We start from the raw sequence: 25,593 nt of genomic DNA, 5'->3' as shown, positions 1-25,593 counted from the left end.
CAATGGATGAACTACTAAAATTATTGGACGGTGCAATATTCAACGATATAAACACCCTTTACAATACGATGAAGGCCATGGCGGGTAATTTCCTGGTCCATGCCCGTTCCCTTGTGGCCCTATTGATGGTCATGTACTTTTCCGTTAAGGGATACGGGATCATGGTCGGTGATACCGATGTGGACATATTGCCCTTGGCGCGACCTTTCGCATTACTATTGGTCATACTCTTCTGGGGGCCTTTCGTCAACCTCTTGGAAGTGCCCTTAAAGGCCATTGAAAAGACAGGGGAAGACATCTCCACCAGGACGATCAACCAGACCAATGAACTTTTCCAACAACGGGAGCTTGCCTATATAAGGTTGATCAATAGGATAAACCAAGACGCAGATGTCCTTGAAACCGATATGGAGAATTCAGAGGACAATGATTGGTGGGATATGGTAATAGGGGGATTGGAAGAGCTTGAAATGAGAATGGCATCCCTTCGGGTAATGATACAGGCCAAACTCAAATATCTGATGTTCTCCGTGCTTGAATGGATAGTCCTTGCTCTTTTCAAGGCCTGCATGTATTTCATATTCTATCTAAAGGCCTTAATAGGGGGGTTCTTAGTGGCCCTTGGCCCGTTCGCCTTTGCCGTGAGCATAGTCCCGGGTTTCAAGGACGCCTACCTTAAATGGATATCACGTTTCGTAAGCGTTCTACTTTACGGACTATTGGGCCATTTGGCAATAAACACGGCTATGCTATTCGTGAACAATGCCTTAATCAGGGAAGCCAATATAATCGAAACAGTTATAAACGGTCCAAATGCAGCATTCGTCTCTTATGTCACCATGCCCAATTATTCAGAGTCAAGTCTAATCGTTGCAATGATAGTAGGAGCTTTCGGAATGCTCTCCATTCCCATAGTGAGCAATTGGATCATTTCAATGGGATCTTCTGCAGCATTGGGCGGAAAAGCAATGAACAGCGCTAAAAAAGCAGGAACTACAGCAATCAAAACAGTAATATAAAACAAACACCACCATGATAAAAAACATTGAGAACAAAATAAAGATAACAATGCTAACGAGCATTCTCAGCTTCGTGGCGGCGATCATCATAGCACTTGGGGCCATATACATAAGCTATGTAAACTCACAGGAAGAGAGACAAAAGATCTATGTGCTCGATAACGGGGTCCCCATACTGATAAAAAGGACACAGGTACAGGAAAACCGAATGGTCGAATACAAAAGCCATATCAACCTTTTCCACCATTTGTTCTTTACCGTACCGCCCGATAACGATTTCATCAAAAAAAACATCGAACAGTCCATGTACCTTATTGATGATTCCGGACTCAAGGAATACAACAACTTAAGGGAAAGGGGTTTTTACAACCAAATTTTGAGTTCATCTGCAGTCCTGTCCATCATAACGGACAGCGTTCTTGTAGACCCAGTAACCTTAAATTTCAATTATTACGGAAAACAGCGCATAGACAGGAAATCCAGCTTGATCTATCGCACCCTCCATACCAACGGCAACCTTAAGGAAATCCTCCGTTCCGAGAACAATCCGCACGGCGTACTGATAACCGATTGGCGAACGGTCGAGAACAAAGACATAGAGAACAAATCAAAAAGCAACTTCTAATGGAAAAGGAAAATAAAACCGACGAAAACCCTTTGATAGGTCGAATAAGGAAGAACCCGAAACACACCTTCCTGGTGATGATGTTACTTTTAGGACTTGGGGCCTTATTCCATATCCATGATGGTTACTTAAGTGATCCGGAAATAGTTAGGACCCAGGACAATGCACATTTTCAAAAGGCCCTGGGAAACTTCAAGAAAGACACCGTCCATGGTTTCGGTAACGACCTATCCAACCTGATGGAATTAATGGATGCGGAAAAAGAACTTGAAAAACTTCTCAAGGCAGAAAACCTGGACACCATAAAACTGAAACAATTAGAAGACAAAATCAAAAAAATAGAATACCATGGCAAAAATTGATATAAAACAGCCCAAGTACATACTACCAATGATAGTATTGCCCTTTCTGATCCTTTTCTTTTTCGTTTACCGCATGATCTCACCGGATGAAATGGCCAACGATGACCTCCAAACCACCGCCGGCATCAACTCCGAAATACCTAACCCCATGCTCGAAAAGAAGGAACCCAAGAACAAATTGGAGGCCTTCAGGGACGAACTATTGGAAAAAAGGAAGTACTCAAGAACAATGGTCATCGGTGAGGAGCTTGAAAAAAAGACAAAGAACGAGGTCATTTCCCCTGAAGAACAAAGAAAGATAGACTCCCTTCAAAAGGTCATCGCCGAGCGCAAGACCTCATACCGGTCAAGACAACCAAGGACCTCTAAAACAAAAACCAAAGCGCAGCAGACCTCAAGAAGCTCCCCATACCCGAGGGAAACCTCAAAACAAGGCAACAAGGAGAAATCGGAGAAGGAGGCTTTTATAGAACAAATGAGGATAATAGATTCCATACAGAACCCTGAAAAGTACAGAACCGCAAACCACGCCGATTCTATCCAGAAGGAAGTTCCCAAAATTCAAAAGATATCCTTGAACCCCAATAGTGATGCGGATTACTTCAACACCGTAAAAAAGAACATGAACGAAACCCATATAACGGCGCTATTGGACGAGGGAATAAAGGTTTACGACGGATCCAGGGTAAGGATCCGATTATTACAGGACACCTTCATCGAGGATTATCTACTTAAAAAAGGAAAACACCTCTATGGACAGGTAAGTGGATTCAAATCACAAAGGGTCGAAGTCAAGATAAACTCCATCATGGTGGCCGACTCCATAGTACCCGTAAAAATATCCCTTTACGACAATGATGGCATTAGGGGGATATATGTTCCCGATAGCCAATTTAGGGACTTCGTTTCGGACCTTGGTGTCGGGGCGACCCAAAGTTCAAGTACCATGGGAAACAACATAGGTCAAGGTTCGGGAACAACAAGTCAACAATTATACAGGTCGGTCTCCAGATCCATCAACAGTGCAACCAAGGCCATGGCAAAAGCGCTTAAAAAGAACAAGGCCTTTCTCAAGTACAACACACAGGTATATTTAATCAACGAATAACATAATCACTAATCAAATGAAAAAATCAGCATTTTTAATCGCCTTTTTAATCATCTCCTTTATGCATAGGGGACTCGCACAAGGGGACATACCCGTAGTACGTGTAAACGAGAACATATCCACCCATTTCATAAGTGACTATGAACTGGAATATATGGACATTTCCACAAACCATGTGGTGGGGGATTTCCCGCTTAAGAACGTCCTAAGGATAAAACCGAAACAACGTACCAATATGGATCTAGGGGTAGTGACAATTATTACCGAGACCGAATATCGACAATATCGATTGATCTACGTGGACGACAGCCAAAAGGCGGATAAAACGATACGAATTTCCATAGAGGCCAACACCACCTTCAACAATCTTGACGAAACCCTTAATTCAGTTGCCATCAAAGATCTTGCCCAGCAGATGATGGAACGGGGCCCTTCGATAAACGCAGTTGTCAGCAAAAAGAACAGGCAAAAACTCAAATTGAACAATATATGGGTTATCAAGGACTACATTTTCGTGGATTACGCACTATCCAATAACACGAACATCCCATATAGCATCGATGAGATACGTTATAAGATCAGCGACAAGAAGGTTAGAAGGAAAAGGAGCAACCAGGATGTTGAAGTGCGGCCTGAGTATACACATCAAAAGGAAGAAATGTTCCTTGGTGAGCATAGGAACATCGTTGTTTTCAAAAAATTCACCTTCCCGGACAATAAATATTTTACGATCAATGTTGCCGAGGACCAGATCTCGGGTAGGGAAATCCGTTTGGACATAGCCTATTCGGACCTTCTTAATGCGAACTCCTTCAAAAGCTAACAGACATGAAAAAAACCTTATTAACCATAATCGCCCTATGGCCACTTTTCTCAATGGCCCAATCAGGATACACCTATTTGATACCATCTGCAGGACTTACACTGGGGGAATCCACCATGGTACGCTTGGGTGTCGAATACAACAATAGATATTACGAGGGATGGGAAATGGTCTTCGAAGCCACCTTGGACAAAAGCGAAGATTCCCAGGAGGCCTATCTGGCAGGGCTGTACTTCGAACCTTTGCTCTTCAGGAAGAAGGACGTACTCTCCAACCTTAGGTTCGGGGTACTGGCAGGAAGCCAACAACAGGAATTCGCCATGGCCGCAGGGGCGGGAATCGAACTGTCCTTCGTCCTGAAGGGGAACATCATACTGTCGGTACAACAGGACACCAAATTGGTTTTCGGAGCTGACAAACCCTTCCGACACGGCCTATTGGCCGCAATCAAATTCCCTATATAATGGAAGACAACAAAGGGTTATATAAGTTGTTCGCACTTCTGCAGGGTGCTGTATACTTCAGCATCCTTTTGGAAATCATTATGTTCCAACTCTTCAACCATCCCTTGTTCGGCCCTTTGAACATGGTCTTCCATAAAATGGGCAACCTTTCCATCTACAACCATATCGCTTATTCCAAACTCTTTACACTTGGGCTATTGGTGATAACCACGATAGGGACGAAACCAAGAAAAAAGGTGGATATCAAAACAGGACGGTACATTGTCGTTCCGGTCCTATTGGGCCTTGCAATAACCTTAGGTGCCACTTTCGCCTATATTTGGGATCCTTCCCAAGGTGCCGAACCCTTCAATGTATGGGGGATCGCCTATATGATAGGATCATTACTGGGGATAATCGTGCTACATGTGGGATTCGACAACCTGAGCAAAATCATCAACTTCAAGCTCGGAGGGGACAAATTCAATGACGAGAACGAGTCCTTCAAGCAGAACAAGGTACTGATGTCCAACCAGTATTCGATGAACCTACCGATGGAATATTATTTCAAGGGAAAACACAGGAAAGGGTGGTTCAACCTTACCAACCCCTTCAGGGGAACCATAGTTATCGGAACACCCGAAAGCGGAAAGTCCTATTCGATTATAATGCCCTTTATCCGTCAAACGCTGGCCAAGAACTTCACCGCCCTTGTCTATGATTATAAATATCCGGATCTCACCGAGATCTCTTATTACCATTATCTGAAGAACAAGAAAAAAAACAACGGCATAAAGAACCTGTCCTTCCATGTTGTCAACCTTGACAAGGTGGAATACAGTAGGAGGGTAAATCCCTTAATGCCAAAGTACATCGATTCCCTGGCCGCCGCGATCGAGACCGCAGGGGCCCTGGTGAATTCGCTGCAGAAACGTTCCGAGGCATCAGAGGGCGGTGCCCAACAGTTCTTTTCACAATCGGCGATCAACTTCCTTTCCGCCACTCTTTTCTTTTTTTCAAAGCACGAGGAAGGAAAATATTCTACCCTGCCCCATGTGCTGTCCTTTTTGAACAAGGAATACGATGAAATATTCGATGTCCTTATGAGCGAACCGGAACTGGAATCCTTATTGGCACCATTCATCTCCGCACATAAGACCAAGACCTATCAACAGCTTGAAGGTCAATTGGGAACGTTAAGGATACATCTGGGCAAGCTCAACACCAAGGAGGCCGCATGGGTTTTCTCTTCCAATGATGTGGACCTCCAAATATCCAACCACGGTACTCCAAGTGTTTTCGTAATAGCGAACTCCCCTAAAACGGAAGCAACCAATTCAACGATCAACTCCTTATTGTTGAATACCTTGACAAAGCAGATCAACACAAAGGGGAACCTTCCCTGTGCGGTGATAATTGACGAGCTGCCCACCATATTCTTCTATAAGATTCAGAACCTCATAGCAACGGCCAGGAGCAATAAAGTGGCCGTTATGTTGGGCTTCCAGGAATTGCCCCAATTGGTCGAGGGCTACGGCAAGCAGATAGCCGATACAATAACCAGTGTGGTGGGAAACGTCGTATCCGGAGGGGTAAAGAACAAGGACACACTGATGTGGTTGGAGCGACTATTCGGGAAAAGCCGGCAATTGGCAAAAGGCATCAGTATTTCAAGAAAGGAAACCACGACCAGTATCAGGGAACAAATGGACAACTTAATTCCTTCCAGTAAAATCGCCGACCTGAGGACCGGAGAAGTCGTAGCTAAACTGGCCTTCGGTTTCAACACCGCATCGAAGACCAACGAGAATCCGAACACCTATAGATGCAAAATCCTCATCGATCCCAAAGAGGTCGCAAAAGAGGAAAGTTCCTACCGTGAACTTCCGAAATATTACGATTTCGAGAATGAAAGCACTAAAAATTCAATTTTAATGAAGAATATGTTGAATATTAGGCACGAAGTTGATTATATTGTACAGCAATATACAACAACGACACATGCCGATAGATAGGGAGAAGATAGCTCAAAGAATGCTTCATTTCAGAAAAACCTTGGGTATTAGCCAAGCGGAACTGGCAAAGATAATCGGGGCGACCAACCAGAATACCATATCCCTTATGGAAACAAAGGCCCAATTCTCGGTCGATACCTTTATAAGCCTGGTCAATTATTTTTCCGAGCATTTCCATTTGGACAATCTCTTAACGGACAATTTTACCGTGGTACAGATCAAGGACGAAAAGGATAGGATGAGCCTCCACAATGCCATTACCACAAGACAATTGATCGATCTGAAAAATGATCTGTCCGAAAAAATCGACCGTATCACGGATTCAATACGTTCATCCGAAGAAGATTCCTTATGAACCTTACCGGATCCAGGTGCTCATTGTCGAAAAGAACCTCAAAATGAAGATGGTCACCGGTCGAGGAGCCGGTACTACCGGTTTTGGCAATCAACTGACCAGCTTCTAGGACATCCCCTTCAGACACATATACCTGGGAAAGATGGGCGTAAAGGAAAGAAAAACCTAGACCCTCGACCTTTATATGAAGGCCATAACCTTTTTCGTAACCCAATCGGCCCACTACCCCATCGATCACGGAATAGACCATGGAACCGTTGGAATATAGGTCTATCCCTTGGTGCTTCTTATGGACACCGGAAATCGGATGCACCCTGAACCCATAACCACTATTGACTCTTATAGTATCCAAGGGCAAAGCAAAATAGGGGTCAAAAACATCCCCCTCCCCTATTTGATCTTCCATGCTTGCCCGATTCTCCCCAACCGAGAGATTTGGTACCAGGACCATTGACCTGCTTGGTTTCACCGTATTGAACTGGGCACTGCAAAGAGAGGTTGACAATAAAATTATCACATAAAACTTTATCATAATATATAAAAATACTATATTTAGTAAATAAATAAGCACCTAAATATATAATAAAGTGATAAAAGCCTTAAATCAATTACCGACAAAAGAGTTACAAAGCTTAGGTTTCAAAGAAAAGGAACTACTGCAGAACAGGGAATTACTCGTTACCCTATTGTCTGGAAAAAGAAGTAGCCTGTTACCGGTGCATATGACATTGCCCGACGGAAGCACCAAAAGCCAAATGGTCAAACTCTCACTATCGAACATTTTGAGGAAGGACAACACCTATGCTCTACAGATACACCCGATAAGAAAAGAACTTCAAAGGGTGGACCACCTTACAACCAATGAATATAACAAACTTGTTAGGGGCGGTACTGTGGTCAAGGAAATGGTCGACAATAAAGGAGAACTTTCCAAACATATCCTTCAAAGGGACAAACAGACCAACGAACTGTTGAAGGTCTCGGTGAAGGACCTCAATTTCCCCTTGACAAAGGAAGAACTGAACAAGGTCAGAAAGTCCGAAGCCATCCGGGTCGTTGGTAATGACATACTTATAGATCTTAGCCAATCCAAGGGATATCTATCCCCTTCGATGGGCCAAAATAATTTACGGGAGCAGGAAAGATCAGAAAGGAAAACGCCACTACACGTTGGCATGACCTTCAGTATTTCACAAAAGAGCGGTGATTATGTGATCAAGAACATAAAAGACGACGGTATGGTGTCCATTGCCGAAAAGAACGAACCCGGTAAGACCATCGACATTTCAAAGGAAAACCTTTCCTCTATTATGAAACAGGGGGCACAAAAGGATATGGCGATCCAATCAAGCACGAACAATGCAATGCAATATTGATATACCCCAACACCCTTTTTTAAGGTCAATCGGCTTAACCGAAAGATCCTTGGATTACTTTGTTAGGTTCATAGAACTTGAATCCGACGAGAGAGGGATAATCAACATCCTTTTTTCATTTGTGGATCCGATATCCGGAAAGATCGGGCATAAACTTAAAATGAACTCGGAATTCGAGCGGTTAGTCCATTATGACGTCAATATAGCGGGAATCATGTGGACATCCGATAGACTCCTCCATATCGTTTCAAAGGTCATTGTTTTCAACGAACCGCTTGAGGCCTTGGCCTATATAGAGTTAAACGGCCCAATTGACTGTTTCACCTCTATCGTAGTCCTGCCCAAGACCTTTACCTCTTGCCATGTGGAAATGGTACGCGCCTATTATCCTTCGGCCAGACCGATCTGTTGTTTCGGGAACGGACAATTAGCTGCCCTACAGGATGCTCAATATTACCTTCTGTACACCAATAGAGATAAAAAAGTCAAGATATCTTATGGACTTCAGGGCATCAAGGTGGTAAACGATAGGGGAAAATCGAAGTACTACGAACATTTTTCCCTTAGAGGCCTGGTACGGGATTTTTTCGGGGGAAGATATGGGAAGGGCCCAACAACGCAGAAACCCACATTGAAACAAAAATCATTTAAAAAAATATTATGCGACAGAAAACCATCACCTTGAGCCCCGTTAAGTTTTACGCGATCTTAAAACCCATAATGCCACTGATGTTCACATGGTGCATTCTGATCATACTTTTCATCGGGGCGGACCACCTTCAGAAAACGGACCTCCTTTGGTCAACCTACGACTTAACAGAACTCTACCCCTACGCCCTTGGCATCGGGGTTTTAGCATTCGTCTATTATATTTATAAGGTACTGTATATCCTATCACATCGATTCAACATCACCCATGAGCAAATAGAATATGTCAGGGGTGTTTTCAGCGTGAATTCAGATTTTGTCGAATTGTATAGGGTAAAGGACCTTATGATAAAACGACCTTTTTTGATCAGGTTGCTTATAGCACAGAACCTTTCCCTTATCACCTCTGACAAGTCCCATCCGGTTTTATTGATGTTCGCCATCCCCTACTCCAATATACATGAAGTGTTGCGGGAACTGGTCGAGAAGAACCGACAGCGAAAAGGTGTTTATGAAATAGATTGAACACAAAAAACCTTAGACCCCATTGGATACGTAAATTGTTCATACATCGAAAACAAGATTTACTATATTATATTTATATACTTTATTAACTATATTATTATACATTACAATCATGAAGAAACTTATTCTAGGCCTAGCCGCCATCATCAGCTTAAACGCCTGTTCCGATAACGATTCCCCATCCCAGGAAATCGATAGTGGGCTCTTCACCATCAATATTACACAGACCGGTGACTACCAATCCTATCGATGTATAATCGCAGGTAACATGACGGACAGTGATTTTATCGATTGTTCGGGCCAGACCCAGGACCTGCTCGTCAATTATCTATTGAATGACTTTGAAAGCTGCAGCTTGAAATCTACCGATAAGGCCACCCAACTTTCCGGAAGTGTTCGGGTTGGAGATATGAAAATCGGACTGGTCACTGCAGGGGAAATGACATTGGAGATCAAGATCCAACTGGACGGGGAAACCATTTGGGAGAGAATTATCCAGCAAACAGAGGATGGCGAACCCAAAATAGAAACTTTTGATCTAGATCCCGCTGATTATTAATTACGTTCCAGGCCTTGTATTTCTATTTCCAACTTCTCCTTGGCGTCCAAAAGGTGCTCAACTAAAAGGTCGGCGACTTTTTTAGAACTGGGGGATTCTATAATCCTCCAGTACAGGTCCTCGATAAAAGAAACGTTCTCCGGACTCAGTACCTCGACCAACATATCGATCTGATCATCCAAAAGCCTTTCGTCCACCAACATTTCCATAAAGCCCATCACTGCATAATTGTCACTTTGATCGAGTTGTTCATGATCCAATTTATCAACGACCTTTTCCAGGTCAGGATAACGCTCTACCAGATCGCGGACCTCCTTAGAACCCTTCCATTGCTCGATATTCTCGCGATATAAGTCGAATAGGGCCTCTTCAGGGCCTTTATCCTGTTGAGACCATACATTGACGGTCGTAAGAAATACGAGGCCCATAAGGGGCCTTAGAATGAGTTTAGTATTCATTTAATATGATTTCGGATAATTTGGGGTCGAAATTCTCCAGTATCCCGTTCTCAAATGAAATGCTGAGTTGCTCCAATCTTTCACCTGGAATGGCATTCTTGAAATGTTCCAGGTGTTCGGTAATATGTCGGTCATAGGTGCGTTCCAAAGGATTGCCCAGAATCGAAGTGTCCGGAAGCTGTGCGATTCTCATGAGCTCGGCTATATTGACATCATTGTTCACAAGATCCAATATCAGGTTGAACACCACTATATACTCGGCATGTCTCAAAATATATTTCTTATTTGCCTCTATGAAGACCAGAAAACGTTCCTTTATATAGGTTGCGTCCATTTTCATGGGGTCGATGTTTGGTGCCTCGACCGAAGAGATAAATTCGTCCATGGCCGATTGGGCCTCCTCCATGTCCTCAGGATTCAGATGCTCCAACAATTCGAAATCAAAGGTGTCGTCACCATCGGTGATGTCCTCGAAGACCTGGTCCGCCACCTGGCGTTCGTAATCATAGAGATGGTCCTCTATGATGTCGTTAATGGCCAAGGGTGCCTCCCCTGCCAAATATTGTTCCATGACAAAAGGGCTTATCCCATGTTCTAGTAGATAATCAACTGCCTCGGGAGTTATTTCGTAACCACTGGTGTTCTCGTTGGCCGCCAAATAATAAAGCCGATCCCTCGTATCCTGGTCGACATCGGGTTCGATTTCAGGAGCGGTCTCATCGGTTGGGTCGTCCTCAAAATCGCTCCAGGGGTCCTCATCCACTTGGGAAAAGACGGAAAATCCCACGAACAAAAGAAGTGACAAGAAAATAGTTTTCATATAATAAGTGTATAAATTCAATCCAAAGTAATAAAAAATATATAATTACTATATATTACTTTGAACTATATTAACTATATTTGCTTTAATAACTTTATATACTTTATTATCTTTATAATATATTTGTACTATATAATCTTTATAAATAAACTTAATTATGGTATTAGCAGTAGTGAACAGGAAGGGTGGTGTGGGAAAGACCACCAACACCATCCATATTGGTGCGGGACTTGCCCAGAGCGGGAAAAAGGTACTGATGATAGACCTGGATCCCCAATGCGACCTTACCTTTGGTACAGGCATTCGTGAATATTCCTATAACGTCGAGGATTTTCTAAAGGGAACGGGGAACCTTAAACTAAGGCAAAAAGCCATGGGTTTTCACGTACTTCCTGGGTCTTCCGATTTCATCGCCTCTAGATATGACCGTGCAATCCTGAAAGAGGCCATAGAGCCCTTAAAGGAACATTTCGATTACATCATGATCGATACGCCACCGGCGACTATCAACAGTATGGAATTGACCCCGGCGGAAATAGCCCTTTTGGCCTGCGATTATTTTTTGATACCCATTGAAGCAAAAGCATATCCGGTCAAGAACGCCAATTCTTTCTTGGGAAGTGTTTTCGACCATATCGAAAAGCACAATCCGGAGCTTAAGTTCCTGGGTTTCTTTTTTACCAATGTACTGGTTACACGAAAGGGCATCACCAAATACAGGGAAATGTTGGACAAGGGTGCCGGCGACCTGTTGTTCAAGAATTTCATAAGAACGGACGTGGAAATCGAAAAGGCCGTGGAAAAAGGCCTTACGATATTCCAACACAGGCCACATTCAAGGGCAGGGCAGGATTACAATAGGCTTATAACGGAATTATTAGAAAAAATGGAGAATTATGGCTAAATCAGCGAAACAAGGAATTAGTAACGAGGAGTTCACACTTCCCTTGGGGAACGTGGAAAGGGCAAGGCAACGGAAAAATCCGGCGGACAAGGGTTATGAAGAAAAGGTGGTCATTGAATTACCAAAAGATCGGAGCAGGACTTTGGAAAAGGGAGAGGACACAAAAAGAGCGGTGAAAAGCACCACAGGAACCAAGGCCAAAGCAAAGGACAGTAAGCTCTTCAATTGGGAAGTCCATCGCAACTTGAAAAACAGATTCAACAACTTGGCTTTGGACCTATTGAGGGGAATGGCGGATTTCAAATACCATAAAAAGGATTTCTTCCGTTTGTGCGTGGCCTTCTATGTGGAAAGAATGAGTGAAGAGGGTACTTACAATATAGCGGGAGAGGAATTCGTGCGTTATATACAACGAAGGGGTAAAAGACCGGCCTCCGACAGGTATCCCAAAGGTGGGGACAAGGAGAAATTGGTAATCGAGCTCGATTCCAATACCTATCAGGATTATATTAACATCATCTATAGCCATGCCCTTATGGACGGGGACACCATGAACGAGAACCTAAGTACGAAGTTCTTTCTCTACGATTTCGTGGATATGGTCGAGAACGACCTTACCGCCATCGTCGAACGATATAAATCTATTTAATGTATATAATATTTATTAACTATATCCCTATAGTTTAGAAGCCCCGTTTTATAGCGAGGGGCATCCAAACTCCAGGCATAAGCATTATGGAAAATCTAATGAACATCAACGATTCAACATCCACTGAAAGGCTACATAGGCCACAACTGCATTACGCCATGTTGAAGTTTGTCCATTGGCCCATCATAGGGTTGTTAGTAAAATTGGCGATTCCCTATATCCCCGTTTCGGGCCTAGGTGACAATTGGGCACTTTCCTTTTTAGCAACGATTGGCTTCGTCCTTACTTTGCTCATCTATGCTTATAAGGTCATCTACCTGTACAACACCAGGTACCTGTTCAAGGATGAACACCTGGAGATTACCAAAGGGGTTTTTTCCATTGAGAACGATTACGTGCAATATTACAGGATAAAGGACCTTAAACGGTTCAGATCCTTCAGCTCAAGGTTGATAGGTACTATGGACCTTATCTTGATAACCTCCGATAAGTTCAACAGACGGATATCCCTGGACGGCATATCCAATGACAAGGGTTTCCCCAACCAACTAAGGGAAATGGTGGAAAGGGAACGTAGGACCAAAGGGGTTTACGAAGTTGATTGATAATCGTATATTATATTTATATACTTTATTTATATAGTTAATATAGTATTTATAGTTAAAAAAATCGGTACAAGGATAATGGTTCCAAACAAAATAATGTCATGAGCAAAGAAAAGCAACTACAGGTCTACAACCCCAAAACGGCACCCAAGAACATCAACCAACCCTACAGCCTGACAAGACAATTACAAAGTTTCGATTATTCCATCCATGAATTGCGCATCGTATTCCGTATACTGGAGATGATAAAGAAACACCAATTCACCGACCAAGGGGCACAATTGGAACTTGACAACAGGGTACAGTTCCAATACCCGGTAAGTGCTTTTATGGTTGACGGACACAAGAACCACGACAAGGTCCGGGAGGCCATAAAGAACCTTAGGGACAAATCCATCGCCCAGGACGTGGTGATGGAGATATACGAGAAAGGTGTCAAAAAATCCATTCCCGGGGAAAAGTTCTCGGCCCTTATCGAAGACCCCATTTATGCCAAGAACAATTCCTACGTGCAATTCCATATAAGTTCCGACTGGTTCCACTTCCTTACGGACCTGGTACACGGCTACACACCCTATGTATCCAATATTGCCTTCCAATGCTCCAGACTGGAAACCGTCAAGTTCTACCAATTCATTAGCCATTGGTTCAAACAAGGGGGAAGGACTTTGAAAATGAACAGTTTCAAGAAAGAATTCGGTATTCCCAAAACCTATAATGTCTCAAAAATAGAATCCCGTATTTTAAGGCCCATAAAACAGGAATTGGACAGGTTGAGCGACAAGAGCTTCAATTATACGATATTGTACACGGACGGGACCGCTAGGGACCCCCAAAGGCCTATCCGGGGAAAGACCGTGGACAAGATTACGATAAGTTTCTATCAAAACCATAAGAACACCAAGACCTATAGCCTCGACAGCTTCGAACACAAGGAAACCAATAAATGGCTATTAAAGATCAAACCAAGGTACAAACTTACCGAGGAAGAAAAAGTCATGCTTTATGGAACGATACGATATCACGGATACCTTTACGTCTCAAACCTAGAAGTGGACAACCGGAAGTCATTGAAAAAATTCGAGGGGAGGGAATTCCTTGATGCCCTTAACAAGATAATCAGAAAGGAAAAAACCGAAAGGGGCAACAAAGGATTCTAAAATCACGGTTTCACCGATAAGGTGTCCTTAGTAGGCCCCCAAAACGCCGACATAACGTCCTATCTTGCCGAGACGGTGTCCTAAGGGGGTCGCTGCAACCCTAAGTAGGGTAGGGGATACTGGATTATTTATATGCCCCTTAAATTATCTTTTAAATAAAAACCCTTATAAATAAATATCAGAGCAAAACATTTAAATACACATTAAAAGGTAGTTTTTTCACTATTTGCTGATTTTTTTAACCAAAAATCATCCAAATAGGCCCCTAAAACAAAAAAAAGGAAAAAACCTTTTCATCATATGCCGAGAAGGTGTCCTATCCCTATGGAAGTTGCTGATATTCCGTTTCTTATACAAAACATCGACTGTTGATAACTCCGTTTTTTAGAATATTTAACTACTGTTCAGGTAAAATCCGATTTTATTACCGACCGAGATAGTGTCCTTTCTATGGACTTAAAACCGGTTAACACGCACAATTCCAATAAGGTACGTCATGCCGAGAACCTGTCCTTTCTATGATATTGCCATATTATCATATTTTTACCGTAGGTAAGCTACAAAGAACCGTTACATACCGAACATGTGTCCCTTCTAGGTATAGAGAAACCATTTAACAGCATGGTTTCCAGCCTATAGCGTAATGCCGAGAACCTGTCCTTTCTATTATATTATGATATTATCATATTTAAAAACCAAATGGTTGGAAAGATATGATCCATGGAAGGTATATAAACAGAACGATGCCTGCAATACCGAGATAGTGTCCTATCTCTATACTTAAATGCACTTAAACTACTGTATAACAATGGATTATGTAATACCGAGAATTTGTCCTTTCTATAATATTATGATATTATTATATTTTCAAGGACATCTTTTAAGAGCGAAACCTTGGGGAATTCACATGTGAATGGCCATCAATATTACCGAGATAGTGTCCTTTCTAAGCATTTAAATAAACATAAACAGCTATAAAACAGTTGTTTATGTAATGCCGAGAATTTGTCCTTTCTCTATTTGTCCATCCTTTCGATTATAACGAAAGGTGCCTATGCCACCGCCCCATTGGATGACCTAAGCATGGTCTCATCTGCAATATGGACCACGACCAGTTCCCTGATGTACATGGATTCCAAGTAACTGTTCAAAGAGATACCCTCGCCGGTGACATCGTTTACGTTGATTCTGTTTTTCATGGTTTTTTATTTGATAAAGCAATATTGTAATAATACCACAATACCGCAATGTTGGTGCGATCGCAATTGATCAATCGCTGCTCAATTTATAAATTGCGTTTATAATCCATTGTAATTGACCATTTAACGAATGTTAACGTTTATTTATGAGAGTTGCCCTTTTCTTTATATTTTTAGGATCACTTAATAATAAATGAGAGGATTCCCTTACTATAAACAACTCGATTCATGGGACTGTGGGCCGACCTGCCTGAAAATCGTGGCACGGCATTATGGCCATGAAATCGACCTGGAAAGAATAAGGGAGGAACTTGATTTCGAACGGATCGGTATCAACTTGGCCATGCTCGAATCCGCTGCTGAAAAAATAGGTTTTGAACACCATTCCATCATACTTACCTTCAAGGATCTGAAAGACCGGGCACCGTTGCCCTGTATCTGCCATTGGGAACAAAACCATTTCCTGGTGGTCCACGCCATAAAAAAGGGAAATGTCCATATCTCCGATCCGGCCAAGGGAAAATATAAATTGAGCTACCGGGATTTTCTGGAGGGATGGACCCAAAACCCGAAGGAAAAAGACCAGGCGGAGGGTATCGCCATGCTCTTGGAACCCAACGGGTTCGTTGACAAAGAATATATAAGTCAGGGAAAAAAAAGCAATTCGTTCATATACCGCTCCTTATTAAAGGGTTTATTACGTGAAAAAAAAGTATTGTTTTCCCTGATCTTTGGACTGGTGGTAGCCGGTATCCTGCAGACCCTATTGCCCATAATGACCCAATCCATCGTGGATCAAGGGATATTCTTCCAGGACAAAAGCTTGATATGGATTCTTGTGATAGGACAGTTGTTCTTCCTGCTTATCGCTTTTTTCGTTGAGATAATAAGGAAATGGATCTTACTTTTCCTTTCCATGCGATTGAACCTGCAGTTATTGGATTCTTATTTGGGCAAGTTACTTTCATTGCCCATTTCATTTTTACAAAGAAGGTCAAAAGGGGATATAATAAACAGGATCAATGATAGTGACCGCATAGAATCGTTCCTTACCAGATACCTTTTGGACTCCCTTTATGATTCGACCATCCTAATTGTCCTTTCTTTATTGTTGTTCGTATATAGCCCTAAGATTTTCGGAATTTTCCTGATGGGAAGTTTTCTATACGTTTTATGGGTATCGCTTTTTATGAAGAAAAGGGCCATTTTGGACCATCAGTCCTTTGCCCTTAAGTCAAAAGGACAGGGATTGGAGCTCCAACTGATCGATAACATTGCCGATATAAAGACCAGTGGTTCGGAAAAAAGGAGAAAGAAGGAATGGTACGAGAACCAATTGAAGGTGATCAAGGTAAAGAGCAAGGAGCTGAAACTTCAGAATACACAGGAGAACCTTGCAGAAATCATACGAAGTAGTGGCAACATCGTCATTCTTTTGGTATCGTCCCTCGCAGTGGTCGAAGGTACGATGACCCTAGGTTCCATGCTGGCCATCCAGTTCATTTTGGCCCAAACGAGTGTTCCCTTAAGTAGGAGCGTGGATTTCATGTTGGAACTCCAGGAAACCAATCTCGCATTGACCAGGCTGTCCGAAGTATTCAAAGAGGAATCCGAGGACGAAAACCAAGATGTCCTATCATTGGACCAAGGTCCCATGGATATTGTTTTCAAGAACGTATCATTCGGGTACATGGGGAAGGAGGGTTCCATTTTCAAAGATCTTGACCTAACAATACCAAGTGGACGCACAACGGCAATAGTCGGGCCTTCCGGATCGGGAAAGACCACATTGTTCAAATTAATATTGGGCTTCAGGGAACCGACAAAGGGACAAATAACATTGGGAGGAGAAAACCTGGGCCAGGTCAACATATCTGAATGGAGAAAGCGATGTGGAACCGTACTGCAGGACGGAAAGATTTTCGACGATACCATCCTGAGAAACATAACGGAATCCAAATCGAATGAAAAACTGGACCAAAAGCATCTAAAGGCCGTGTTGAAATGCACGAAACTTGACGAATTAATACCTGAGATGCCGAACGGTCTTAATTCAAGGGTAGGGGAAAGGGGCATAAGATTATCCGGAGGGGAAACACAAAAGGTCCTTATAGCACGGGCATTGTACAAGGATCCGGATTTTTTACTTATGGATGAGGCCACGTCCGCCCTAGATTCCATAAACGAGACCGAGATACAGAACAACCTCAATGGCCTTACCAAGGACAAGACCGTGGTAATCATAGCCCATAGGCTATCAACGGTCGTCAATGCCGACCAGATAATAGTATTGGACAAGGGTAAGGTCATAGAAAAGGGAAGCCATACTGAATTGATGAGAAACCAGGGAAGCTATTCCCGACTAATAAAAAACCAACTGGGAAATGTCTGATGAAATAGAATTCGTTAACGGTTCGGAGGAATTTATAGGCAAGACCTCGAAAAGGGTACTGACCTATGGCAACGCCATAAGCCTGTTTACGGTTGCCTTTTTATTGATATTCGGTTTTTTCGTTTCTTTCGACCAGACCATCACTGCAGAGGCCCTCATAACGAGCAATCCGCCCCCGGCCACATTATTGGCCAGGACCAACGGAACCATACGTTCCATAAACATTACCTCCGGCGACCATGTGGAAAGAGGGGAAATACTGGCCGTCCTGAAATCCCCTGGGGATTTCAGGGACATTATTTATCTGGACAGTACCCTTAATATTGATAATTCCACGGACCTGACCGTGGATGGGTTGTTGGATTTCTACCCTACAGACCTGAAGCTCGGACCTTCAATACAGACCGCTTATACAACCTTCGTAGAATCCTACCTATCCCATATCCTTTTGCAAAGCCTGGAAATAGAGCAAGGCAATATAGAAAGCCTACAGGAACGCAAATCGTCCACTTACAACCAGATAGCGGCGAAAAGACAACAATTGAGAAATTCCATGGACAAGCTTACCACCGGTGCAAAGAACCTAAAGAAGTATAGGGAACTCTATGAAAAAGGGGTGTTTTCCGAAAACGAAATGGATATAAAAAAAAGGGAGTACCTGGATCTCTTGAGCCAAAAGAACAAGGATCAGGAGGAACTTGAATCCTTACGGATTTCCCTTTCCGACATATCCAACCGGGCAAAGAGCTCACAGTCCCATTTGACCCGTAATTCGGTGATGAGCCTCTCCACTCTCCAATTACACCGACAATCCTTAATATCGGAAATAGAGAATTGGAAGGAACAATACCTCTTCATTAGCCCCATTGACGGAAAGATCTCGACCTATGACTCTTGGTCCACCAACCAAGAGGTCGAAGAAGGCGAGAACATATTCACCATAGTGCCGATGGAAAATAACCATATTTTCGCCAAATGCAAGGTCCCTGTCCAAAACACCGGTGAGTTGGAAAAGGGCCAAAAAGTGTTGATACATATAGAAAGCTATCCTTTTTCCCAATGGGGGGCCTTGGAGGGTAGGGTAAAATCCCTATCGGACGTACCCAAATCCGAAACCATACCGTATTATCTGGTAGATGTTTCCATTAACGGTCTAACGACCACTTTCGGTAAAGAACTCCAGTTCAAACAGAACATGAACGGCCAGGCCTATATTTTATTGAATGAACTTAGTCTATTCGAAAGGATAATGTTCAACCTAAGAAAAAACATACAATCTTGATGAGAACAATGTTCAAACCAATAATTAGATTATCATTCATTGCAACAAGTCTAGTGGTTTGTTTAGGAGTAATTCATCCTATATACCCACAGGATCAATGTAAAAATAATGATAAGGTTATAGATAGCCTTCCCATATCCGAATTAGCGTCGGCCTTTATTTATTATGAAGGGCCCAGTATTTGTGCTCTGCAATTGGCATTGAAACTATCTGAAAAGGCAAAATTTGAGAATGATTCCATCAATCTCTCCAAGGTTTACGCGGCCATGGCATATAGGGCGGAAAAACCCTATGGTTTGATGTATGCCGATTCATTAATAAATATCAGCCAAAACCCAGAAGATTTCTATTATTATGAAGCGGATTTGATAAAAGGTTTTGTCTATTATAACCAAGAAGAACCTTTGAAGGCTATCCGTCAGTTCGAAAAAAGCCACGACCTGGCCGTCAGAAGTAAAAACTTTGAAATAGAAATACGTTCGTTGATATGGATAGCAACCGTTAAAGGTGAACAAACCGGATCGGACGAATCCATTAAAATATACCATGATGTCCTTAAATTGATAAAAACACAAAAGTGGGAAGAAAAGGACAGCCAATTAAAAAACGAATTGGAGGGCACAATATTGGAAAGTTTCATTACATTTTATATAAACCATAAAAAACCGGACTCCCTGGATCACTATCTACAAAAATTAAAAGACATCAATAAAGACATAGAAATAAGTGACCCTGTCCAAATGAATATTTGGAGTGGTAAACTGGCAATGTTCAAAAACCAATTTGATTCGGCTCTAGTTGCACTCAAAAAAACCGTGCCTTATATAAAGGGACAAAAATTGATGGATGTATATTATAATTTAGGTGTTATAGAAGGTGAATTGGGACATCAGGAATCGAAAACGAAATATTTTAGGAGGTACGACTCTATTTCAAAACTGCACGAATTGCCACCTGGATTAGAAAGTAAAGAAGTACTTATCCATTTAATGGAAATAGCTATACAAGAAGAGAACGTATCCGAACAGATGGAATATTTGAAAAGTATACGATTTGTGGATAGTTTTATTACAAAAAACAGGAAATTATCACAGATCGTTGACGTTCCTGGATATTCCATACAGGAATTGAGAAATGAAAGGGCAGGATTAATCAAGGAGAACGAAAATAAATCACATCTATCCCTATTTCTCGGCACTATTATCACCATTGTGATATCCATACTTGTATATTACTATTATAAATACAGAAAAGCAAAAAGCACGTTAACTGATTATCTTGACAATCTTTCAAATTCACCTACATCCACCTTGGTTAAGAAACCAAAGAAAAATACCGATGATATAGAACCTTCAATCCAAATAGCACTCCACAAGTTGAACGCATGGGAGGATAATAAGGGATATAGGGATAAAAATGTAGATTTGAACGAATTGTCAAGTATCCTAAAGACCAATAGGACCTATATTTCAAAAGCCATAAACATCTATAAAGAAAAATCATTTCGAGTCTATATAACGGACCTAAGAATCGAAGACTTCATTACAACCACAAGTGAAAACTTCGATTATAAAAAAAAGAGCATAAACAGTATCATTCAAGAGTTCGGCTTCAATTCCAAAGATACCTTTAGTAGGGCACTAAAAAATAAACTGAAGAACAATAACATAACGCCTTCCATGTATATGGACGAAATCATCAAACGCAATACGTAAATTGCGTCGTTGATTATCATATTGTTATGGTATAATAATAATACTTTTTTATATTTATACACACAAAACGTATAACTTTAATAACAGAACCACTATGAAAAAAAGTACATTTAATTTAGGAAAAACCTTAAGCGAATCCTTAAAAAAGAACACTATTGGAGGAAATGGAGGCCCCGTAACCGATAAAAAGGACGTCCTTAAAAAAGGAGGTGAAAAGAAAAAATCTGGTCCTATTTTTTAATAGGTAATTTTCTATAGCTATTTTTATTAGCCCCAATTAAAGGGGCTTTTTTTAATCTTAATTCACATTATGAAATACAGTTGTTTTGTTATCCTTTCATTCTCATTTCTATTGTCCTGTTCACAAGAAATTTCAAAAACATTAAGTTATCCTCAGCTAGACAACAACAGAACAACTATTGAAGAGTTCGGTATCAAGTACAATAATGACTACTCCAATTTGGAAGACATCAAAAAAGAAGTTAACCAAAATTGGTTACTGAAACAAGACAGTATTGTGGCCGATTACTATAAATCAGTGGACAGAAAGGGTGCAGCGAAACATTTAAACGACCTTCATCTAGGGGATTATTACGAACCTTACTGGTACAAATCCTATAAAGAGCATAGTTTTCATTGGCTGGACAACGATAGTACACAGATTCTTTTTAAAAGTGATTCTTCGGGAAAGGGCGAAATACCGGTTTTTTCAACCTCAATGGACAATACCGTCCATTTTTATTCCCCCCACCCCGACGGTTCCAAATTCATACTTTTCATCAGTGATGAGAACGGGGATTTTTTAAAGGTGATTTCCACCGAAAGCGGCAATATATTATTCGAAACGGACAAGGACATGAACATGGAGCAGGCCTCTTGGGCCGTATGGGCATCGAGCGAGCATATCGCATTTACCGGATGGCCGAACCAAGAAGGTTCCAGGGATTCCTATATAGCCATGGCCAATATCCGAACCGGGGCCATAAAGGTCATATTCGACGGGAGTCAGGTCAAAGATTATGATCACGAGGATTTTTTACGCCCGGACATATCCGTCGGATCGAACAAACTACAGGTATTTGTCATTACGGCAAGCGAACATTTTACTGGATATAGCGCGGATATTTCCAATATTGAATCGGATTATGTTTGGGAACATATATATGATCAAAAAGACAGCATACTATATTGGCCCAAACAAAGGGATACCAGTATGTATTTCCTAAGATATAACGGAGGAAAAAAGACATTGGTGCGATCAACCTTGAAATCAATGGGCGACCCCACCAAGGACGTGGTTCTTTACAGACCCGAAATAGAAGATGTGGTCATTACCGATTATGCCATTTCAGAAAACAATGTTTATGTCATTACTTCAAGAAACGGGACGGATGAGACTTTATATTATGTCGATAACCAAGGAAAATCGGAAATAATAGATCTGGATTATCCTATTTCCGATATTCAATTTTACCATACATCCACCACATCAAATGAAATAACCGTAACAAAGAACGATTGGAAATACGACCTTTCCTTTTTAAGTATCAACGATTCATTGGAGATAAAGCCCCTTGATAATCTAACCAGACAAACCCCTGATTCCTTTAACGATATCATTACGGAGATCATAGAGGTAGAATCCCATGATGGTACTATGGTCCCAATGACCATAATCAGAAACCGGGAGAATAAACAGGACAGCAAAGGTAAGGGAGTCGTTTATGCCTATGGGGCTTATGGTTTCTCAGTAGAACCTTTTTACGATATTTCCATTTTGGATTTCGTTTCCAAGGGAAATGTTTTCGCTGTTGCCCATGTAAGGGGCGGGGCGGAAAAAGGACTGAAATGGTATAAAGACGGAATCAAGGAAAAAAAATTCAATTCTTGGAAGGATCTCTTGTGGTGCTCCCAATATTTAAAGGACCAAGGTTATGTCGACAAAGACAGATTGGGAGTGTGGTGTTCCAGTGCAGGGGGCATTACCGCGGGAATGGCGGTTAACGAAAATCCTGATATGTTCAAGGCATTTGTAGGGGCAGTCCCTACTTTGAATCCTTTAAGATTGGGATATCAAAAAAACTTTGACGCCAGTAACCATGAATATGATTTCGGTAATTTAAAGACCATTGAGGGATTCAAATCACTCATGGCACTTGACCCGGTGGTTAATTTCAAAAAGAACACGGTTTACCCAAGTACGTTGATGATGTCAGGAGCATTGGACGAACAAATACCTCTGTACAATACGGCCAAGTATATAGCATTGTTGCAGAATTACTGCCCCGACCCAAAACGCACTTATCTTTTGGATGTTTACGAGGATGAAGGTCATTATGTTCCAAATGAAGGTTTTTCGGCAATGTTATTCTTCGATAAAGAACTATAAGTAGAATGACCTGAGGATGAATGTTTCCTTTTGTTCTTAATAGTTAACTATATTAACTATATTTTCTTTATTATTATACATATAAATGGCTTTATACCAAAAATAGGACAAAATGCCCCGTTCAATTATTCCAGCCTTATTTTCACTTCCTTTAATTTATAAATACACTGCCAGTAATAACCAAGAGCAGAAAACAGAGATGTTGAATCAATATTTGTACTAAGGTAAACTCGCAAAATGTTTATCGGTGAAAGGGACGGCATAAACCGTTCGTTCCTCTCTTTTATTCCGTTTCCTTTACGCTCCAAAATTTTGTCTTCCGTTTGTGTTCCGCACAAATAATGTTTAACTAAAAATCATTTAAAATGGAAAACACAAGCGTACAGGAATTGCAGTTGACAGCAATCAAACCGGATCCCAACCAGCCCCGTAAAACCTTTGACGAGGAACAGCTGAGACAACTTTCCCTCAGTATCGAAAAATTCGGGGTGCTACAGCCCATAACCGTGAGACCGGACAAGGATGGGCACATCATTGTCATGGGAGAGCGACGATACCGCGCCAGCTTACTTGCCAACCTTAAGACGATACCCTGTATCGTGCGGGATTTCGACAGTACCGTCATATCAGAAGTCCAGATAATAGAGAACCTACAACGACAGGAGGTAGAACCACTTGAAGAAGCTGAAGCAATAGCCTATCTTCTGGAAAAATACACCGCAGAGGAAATATCCCATCGGATCGGACGTACACTGAAGTTCATTTATGGCAGGATAAAGCTCGCCAATCTAATAGAAGGCTTCAGACCGTTCGTAAAAAGCAAGGAACTCACCTTGTCCCTGGCCGTCAAAATAGCGATGTTCCCCAAGGCAGACCAGGAAATGTTCCTAGATACAATGGGAGATGGCTTCAGGAGCTATCCCGTAGAGAATGCCATTTCAAATAAAATGTTCGACCTACAGGAGGCACCTTTCCAATTGGATGATGCCAAGTTACTTCCTGATGCCGGGCCTTGCGCACTATGCCCCTTCAATTCAAAAAACCAAGGAAACCTTTTCGGTGACGACAAACAGATCTGTACCAAGTCCAGTTGTTTTACCGCTAAGAAATCGAAGACCCTACTACAACTTATCGAACAAGTGAAGGCCGATGGCACGTTATTGGTTCCGGAAATCTATAAATACAACATAGACAGTAGCCATAATGCCCTGGTTTTGTCGATAATTCAGGAGAATGGACTAATTCCCTACATACTGGATGATTTAGACTACATCGAGCAACCGGTCATCCCAACCAAGGAACAGATCGAAGAAGAAAACCATTGGATGGATTTTACCAAAGAAGAACTCGAACAAGAATTCAATGAAGCCATGGCCCTATATGCAGAGGAACTCCAAGCTTTTCACGATGCACCAGAAAAAGGTTACTTAAAAGGACTTTTGTTCAATACTAGGACCTATCAAGTCAAAGAAGTGCTGGTTTTAATCGAAAATGAAACACCAAAGGAAAAGAACTCAGTTCCCATCGATAAGAAGAAAATGGACGATTGTACCCCTAAGGAAAAAATACAGAAAATCAAGGATAGGGAACTCCGTAAAAAGCAAATAGAAGGAAACAAAGAGTTCGAGGAAATGGTCCGGGCCATAGGTGAATCTGATTATGTTAACAGTAAAAAAGCCCTAACCCAGAACGAAATGGTCGCCTTTTGCATATCACTATACGAGAATACCATCGGTTATGGTACCAAGCGAAAATTCATTGATGGTTTTTATGGCAAGAACCAACCGAAGGATGTATCCAAAAACGTCCAACGTTTCAAAAAGAACTTCAAAAAGGACACCTTCAACAAACTTATAAGGTTACTGCTGCTCCAAAACGTACATTTCGGGGAAAGCAACCATACCAACAACTTGGTGAACAACTCATTCTACGTCGCCCTGAAAGATTATTGTAAAAAGGAAATAGAGACTATCGAGGCCTCTTATGCCGAATCATTAAGCCTTAGGGAAAAGCGGCTCCAGGATAGAATTACAGAACTTGAAGAAGAACTGTCCGCCCAAAAGGGATAATCCCCTTGGAAAGTGAAAATCCGTAGGCCTTAGGGCTTGCGGATTTTTTTATGTTCTTCCATAGAACCCTATTTAAATAATGGCAACATAATA

Annotated in this window: 26 protein-coding genes; 22 read left to right on the top strand and 4 right to left on the bottom strand. The window is 41.7% G+C overall.

The window, feature by feature from the left end; all coding sequences use genetic code 11:
- Positions 1 to 2 precede the first annotated feature (2 nt).
- The 8 genes from PHU20_RS19430 to PHU20_RS19395 are packed head-to-tail and all read left to right on the top strand — an operon-like array spanning position 3 to position 6,750.
- On the top strand, positions 3 to 1,019 hold the full coding sequence (locus tag PHU20_RS19430) for a TraJ family protein (RefSeq protein ID WP_274827076.1): 1,017 nt from the start codon (positions 3 to 5) through the stop codon (positions 1,017 to 1,019).
- Between the two features lie 13 nt (positions 1,020 to 1,032).
- On the top strand, positions 1,033 to 1,644 hold the full coding sequence (traK, locus tag PHU20_RS19425; protein ID WP_274827075.1) for a conjugative transposon protein TraK: 612 nt from the start codon (positions 1,033 to 1,035) through the stop codon (positions 1,642 to 1,644).
- Positions 1,644 to 2,006 (top strand): hypothetical protein, encoded by a 363-nt coding sequence (locus tag PHU20_RS19420; protein WP_274827074.1) that lies wholly within the window; start codon positions 1,644 to 1,646, stop codon positions 2,004 to 2,006. The genes traK and PHU20_RS19420 overlap by 1 nt, the downstream gene beginning before the upstream one ends.
- A complete protein-coding gene (gene traM / locus PHU20_RS19415) occupies positions 1,993 to 3,114 on the top strand; it encodes a conjugative transposon protein TraM (RefSeq protein WP_274827073.1) in 1,122 nt (373 codons plus the stop codon). The genes PHU20_RS19420 and traM overlap by 14 nt, the downstream gene beginning before the upstream one ends.
- Before the next feature lie 16 nt (positions 3,115 to 3,130).
- On the top strand, positions 3,131 to 3,937 hold the full coding sequence (gene traN, locus PHU20_RS19410; RefSeq protein ID WP_274827072.1) for a conjugative transposon protein TraN: 807 nt from the start codon (positions 3,131 to 3,133) through the stop codon (positions 3,935 to 3,937).
- A 5-nt stretch (positions 3,938 to 3,942) separates the two neighbouring features.
- The gene (locus PHU20_RS19405) at positions 3,943 to 4,401 is read left to right on the top strand and encodes a hypothetical protein (RefSeq protein WP_274827071.1); all 459 of its coding nucleotides are present in this window, start codon (positions 3,943 to 3,945) and stop codon (positions 4,399 to 4,401) included.
- Positions 4,401 to 6,395: a type IV secretory system conjugative DNA transfer family protein gene (locus PHU20_RS19400; RefSeq protein ID WP_274827070.1), complete on the top strand. Its 1,995-nt coding sequence runs from the start codon at positions 4,401 to 4,403 to the stop codon at positions 6,393 to 6,395. Before PHU20_RS19405 ends, PHU20_RS19400 begins: the two co-directional genes overlap by 1 nt.
- Complete coding sequence (locus PHU20_RS19395) at positions 6,382 to 6,750, top strand: helix-turn-helix domain-containing protein (protein ID WP_274827069.1); 369 nt, start codon at positions 6,382 to 6,384, stop codon at positions 6,748 to 6,750. The genes PHU20_RS19400 and PHU20_RS19395 overlap by 14 nt, the downstream gene beginning before the upstream one ends.
- Here the strand turns inward: PHU20_RS19395 and PHU20_RS19390 are convergent.
- The gene (locus PHU20_RS19390; RefSeq protein WP_274827068.1) at positions 6,710 to 7,156 is read right to left on the bottom strand and encodes a M23 family metallopeptidase; all 447 of its coding nucleotides are present in this window, start codon (positions 7,154 to 7,156) and stop codon (positions 6,710 to 6,712) included. The genes PHU20_RS19395 and PHU20_RS19390 overlap by 41 nt on opposite strands.
- A 181-nt stretch (positions 7,157 to 7,337) precedes the next feature.
- Between PHU20_RS19390 and PHU20_RS19385 the strand changes: the two genes are divergently transcribed.
- From PHU20_RS19385 to PHU20_RS19370, 4 genes are all read left to right on the top strand, one after another.
- Positions 7,338 to 8,126, top strand: a complete 789-nt coding sequence (locus tag PHU20_RS19385; protein ID WP_274827067.1) for a DUF4099 domain-containing protein — start codon at positions 7,338 to 7,340, stop codon at positions 8,124 to 8,126.
- A gap of 49 nt (positions 8,127 to 8,175) precedes the next feature.
- Complete coding sequence (locus tag PHU20_RS19380; RefSeq protein WP_274827066.1) at positions 8,176 to 8,811, top strand: hypothetical protein; 636 nt, start codon at positions 8,176 to 8,178, stop codon at positions 8,809 to 8,811.
- Positions 8,787 to 9,299, top strand: a complete 513-nt coding sequence (locus PHU20_RS19375) for a YdbT family protein (protein WP_274827065.1) — start codon at positions 8,787 to 8,789, stop codon at positions 9,297 to 9,299. The genes PHU20_RS19380 and PHU20_RS19375 overlap by 25 nt, the downstream gene beginning before the upstream one ends.
- A gap of 112 nt (positions 9,300 to 9,411) precedes the next feature.
- On the top strand, positions 9,412 to 9,858 hold the full coding sequence (locus PHU20_RS19370) for a beta-barrel fold lipoprotein (protein WP_274827064.1): 447 nt from the start codon (positions 9,412 to 9,414) through the stop codon (positions 9,856 to 9,858).
- On the opposite strand, the gene PHU20_RS19365 is transcribed toward PHU20_RS19370, so the two are convergent.
- Complete coding sequence (locus tag PHU20_RS19365) at positions 9,855 to 10,316, bottom strand: hypothetical protein (RefSeq protein ID WP_274827063.1); 462 nt, start codon at positions 10,314 to 10,316, stop codon at positions 9,855 to 9,857. The genes PHU20_RS19370 and PHU20_RS19365 overlap by 4 nt on opposite strands.
- A complete protein-coding gene (locus PHU20_RS19360) occupies positions 10,306 to 11,136 on the bottom strand; it encodes a hypothetical protein (protein ID WP_274827062.1) in 831 nt (276 codons plus the stop codon). The genes PHU20_RS19365 and PHU20_RS19360 overlap by 11 nt, the downstream gene beginning before the upstream one ends.
- Before the next feature lie 157 nt (positions 11,137 to 11,293).
- Here PHU20_RS19360 and PHU20_RS19355 point away from each other — a divergent pair, with 157 nt between their 5' ends.
- The 4 genes from PHU20_RS19355 (at position 11,294) to PHU20_RS19340 (ending at position 14,454) form a co-directional block, all read left to right on the top strand.
- Complete coding sequence (locus PHU20_RS19355) at positions 11,294 to 12,040, top strand: ParA family protein (protein ID WP_274827061.1); 747 nt, start codon at positions 11,294 to 11,296, stop codon at positions 12,038 to 12,040.
- Entirely contained in the window at positions 12,033 to 12,689 is a 657-nt protein-coding gene (locus tag PHU20_RS19350) for a hypothetical protein (protein ID WP_274827060.1), read from the top strand. Before PHU20_RS19355 ends, PHU20_RS19350 begins: the two co-directional genes overlap by 8 nt.
- Before the next feature lie 86 nt (positions 12,690 to 12,775).
- On the top strand, positions 12,776 to 13,294 hold the full coding sequence (locus PHU20_RS19345; protein WP_274827059.1) for a PH domain-containing protein: 519 nt from the start codon (positions 12,776 to 12,778) through the stop codon (positions 13,292 to 13,294).
- A gap of 101 nt (positions 13,295 to 13,395) precedes the next feature.
- A complete protein-coding gene (locus tag PHU20_RS19340; RefSeq protein WP_274827058.1) occupies positions 13,396 to 14,454 on the top strand; it encodes a replication initiation protein in 1,059 nt (352 codons plus the stop codon).
- Positions 14,455 to 15,506: 1,052 nt separating this feature from the next.
- Here the strand turns inward: PHU20_RS19340 and PHU20_RS19335 are convergent.
- Positions 15,507 to 15,653, bottom strand: a complete 147-nt coding sequence (locus tag PHU20_RS19335) for a hypothetical protein (RefSeq protein WP_274827057.1) — start codon at positions 15,651 to 15,653, stop codon at positions 15,507 to 15,509.
- A gap of 193 nt (positions 15,654 to 15,846) precedes the next feature.
- On the opposite strand from PHU20_RS19335, the gene PHU20_RS19330 reads away from it, so the two are divergent.
- The 6 genes from PHU20_RS19330 to PHU20_RS19305 all read left to right on the top strand — a co-directional run bounded on the left by PHU20_RS19330 (position 15,847) and on the right by PHU20_RS19305 (position 25,500).
- Positions 15,847 to 18,045: a peptidase domain-containing ABC transporter gene (locus PHU20_RS19330; RefSeq protein WP_274827056.1), complete on the top strand. Its 2,199-nt coding sequence runs from the start codon at positions 15,847 to 15,849 to the stop codon at positions 18,043 to 18,045.
- Complete coding sequence (locus PHU20_RS19325) at positions 18,038 to 19,327, top strand: HlyD family secretion protein (RefSeq protein ID WP_274827055.1); 1,290 nt, start codon at positions 18,038 to 18,040, stop codon at positions 19,325 to 19,327. Before PHU20_RS19330 ends, PHU20_RS19325 begins: the two co-directional genes overlap by 8 nt.
- 8 nt (positions 19,328 to 19,335) lie before the next feature.
- Entirely contained in the window at positions 19,336 to 21,042 is a 1,707-nt protein-coding gene (locus PHU20_RS19320; RefSeq protein WP_274827054.1) for a helix-turn-helix domain-containing protein, read from the top strand.
- A 94-nt stretch (positions 21,043 to 21,136) separates the two neighbouring features.
- A complete protein-coding gene (locus PHU20_RS19315) occupies positions 21,137 to 21,283 on the top strand; it encodes a hypothetical protein (protein ID WP_274827053.1) in 147 nt (48 codons plus the stop codon).
- A 69-nt stretch (positions 21,284 to 21,352) separates the two neighbouring features.
- Positions 21,353 to 23,431 carry a prolyl oligopeptidase family serine peptidase gene (locus PHU20_RS19310; protein WP_274827052.1) on the top strand — a complete coding sequence of 693 codons (2,079 nt, stop codon included), beginning with the start codon at positions 21,353 to 21,355 and terminating at the stop codon, positions 23,429 to 23,431.
- Between the two features lie 365 nt (positions 23,432 to 23,796).
- On the top strand, positions 23,797 to 25,500 hold the full coding sequence (locus PHU20_RS19305; RefSeq protein ID WP_274827051.1) for a ParB/RepB/Spo0J family partition protein: 1,704 nt from the start codon (positions 23,797 to 23,799) through the stop codon (positions 25,498 to 25,500).
- Positions 25,501 to 25,593 lie beyond the last annotated feature (93 nt).

Source organism: Maribacter polysaccharolyticus, from assembly GCF_028882255.1.
Classification (GTDB): Bacteria; Bacteroidota; Bacteroidia; order Flavobacteriales; family Flavobacteriaceae; genus Maribacter_A; species Maribacter_A polysaccharolyticus.
Note: the sequence above shows the minus strand (reverse complement) of the source record. Positions and strands in the feature narration are given on the sequence as shown.